Source organism: Caballeronia sp. (genome assembly GCF_049581465.1).
GTDB lineage: Bacteria > Pseudomonadota > Gammaproteobacteria > Burkholderiales > Burkholderiaceae > Caballeronia.
In genome coordinates this window covers 1-1,845 of sequence record NZ_JBAUSA010000757.1, presented here as the reverse complement: position 1 = coordinate 1,845, position 1,845 = coordinate 1, and the positions used below count along the sequence as shown (strand labels likewise).

General features: G+C 59.3%; 1 protein-coding gene and 1 riboswitch. The gene reads left to right on the top strand.

What is annotated here, in order from left to right; all coding sequences use genetic code 11:
• Positions 1-15: 15 nt before the first annotated feature.
• Positions 16-155: riboswitch (yybP-ykoY riboswitch) on the bottom strand.
• Positions 156-484: 329 nt separating this feature from the next.
• Positions 485-1,845: ABC transporter substrate-binding protein (locus tag WCA53_RS18700; RefSeq protein WP_423913887.1), on the top strand; the 1,361-nt coding region annotated here is incomplete at its 3' end.

Here is a 1,845-nt window from a genome sequence, read left to right as displayed (position 1 = left end):
GTGCTATCCCGCGTCGTCCGACCGTGAACGACAAGATGCACCCATGGTCTCGCCAAACCGGACCGGTCGAACGCGCCACGGCAGACAAGCCGAGTATGTTGACGCGTCCTCCTCCCATTGCGGAAGGAAGGCTACTCCCCAAAGACGGCCACGAGTTTAGCTTGCGACCAGCGATTGCGCAAGGCAACGGCCCTCGCGAGCAACATGTCGCACGCACGCCATATCCATATCCCGAATCGGTCGTTGTAGCGCGATTTTCGCTTCAGTAAGCTACCGCCCTGAGCTACGGCCACGAACTGCGGCCCTGAGCCACAGCCGCGAACTAAAGCCACGAGCTACGGCCCTGAACTAAAGCCACGAGCCACGAGCCACGGCCGCGGCACGTCTCCTGCATCCATACGTCGCGCCGTACAATGCGCTGCAATGGTTCGCAGCAACAAAAATGACCACCTGAATGCCGACCGCGTTCACAACGGGAGATCCCATGCGTTTCAGAATGCTCGCCGCCGCCCTGCTGGCCGTATCGATTACGCCCGCCCTTGCCTTGGCGAAACCGCTCACCGTCTGCACCGAATCGAGCCCGGACGGCTTCGACGTCGTGCAATTCAATTCGCTCGTGACCACCAACGCATCGGCGGATGTGATCTTCAATACGCTCGTTTCCTACGATGAAGTCGCCAAGAAAGTCACGCCCGCCCTCGCCGAGAAGTGGGACGTGAGCGCGGACGGCCTGACCTACACGTTTCATCTGCGGCCAAATGTGGCGTTCCAGACGACGGACTACTTCACGCCATCGAGGAAGCTCAATGCCGACGACGTCGTGTTTTCCTTCGACCGCATGCTGTCGGACGCCAACCCGTGGCACAAGATCGCTGGCGCAAGCGGCTTTCCGCACGCGCAATCGATGGGTCTCCTGAAGCTGATCAAGGCGGTATCGAAGGTCGATGACAACACCGTCAAGTTCGAGCTCAACACGCCGAACGCGACCTTCGTGCCGATCCTGACCATGGGTTTTGCATCGATATATTCGGCCGAATACGCCGACCAGTTGCTCAAAGCCGGCAAGGTAACCGACCTGAATGCGAAGCCCATCGGTACGGGTCCGTTCGTCCTGAAGAGTTATACGAAGGACGCAGTGATCCGCTACGACGTCAACCCGACCTACTGGGGTGCCAAGCCCAAGGTGGATCGATTGATCTACGCGATCACGCCCGACGCCTCGGTGCGCGCGCAGAAGATCAAGGCGGGTGAATGCCAGATCGCGTTGTCGCCGAAACCGCAGGATGTCATCGATGCGAAGAAGGACAGCAATCTGAAGGTGATCGAAACGCCGGCGTTCATGACGGCGTTCGTCGCGTTGAACACGGAGAAAAAGCCGCTCGATAACCCCAAGGTCCGGCAAGCACTAAACGAAGCGTTCGACCGCACCACTTATCTGAAGACGGTGTTCGAGAACACCGCGACGGCGGCCGTGAATCCGTATCCGCCCAATACGTGGAGCTACGACAAGCAGGTTTCGCCGTACACATACTCACCGCAAGCCGCCAAGAAGCTTCTCGCCGATGCCGGCTATCCGAATGGCTTCGATACAACAATCTGGGTGCGTCCGAACGGCAGCGTGCTGAACCCGAATCCGAAGGCCGGCGCGGAATTGCTTCAGGCGGATCTGGCGAAGATTGGCGTGAAGGCGCAGGTCAAGGTGATCGAATGGGGTGAGCTGATCAAGGAGGCGAAGCAAGGCCAGCACGACATGTTGTTCATGGGCTGGGCCGGGGACAATGGGGACCCGGACAACTATCTGTCACCGCTATTTAGCTGCGCCGCCATCCGTTCGGGCATCAACTT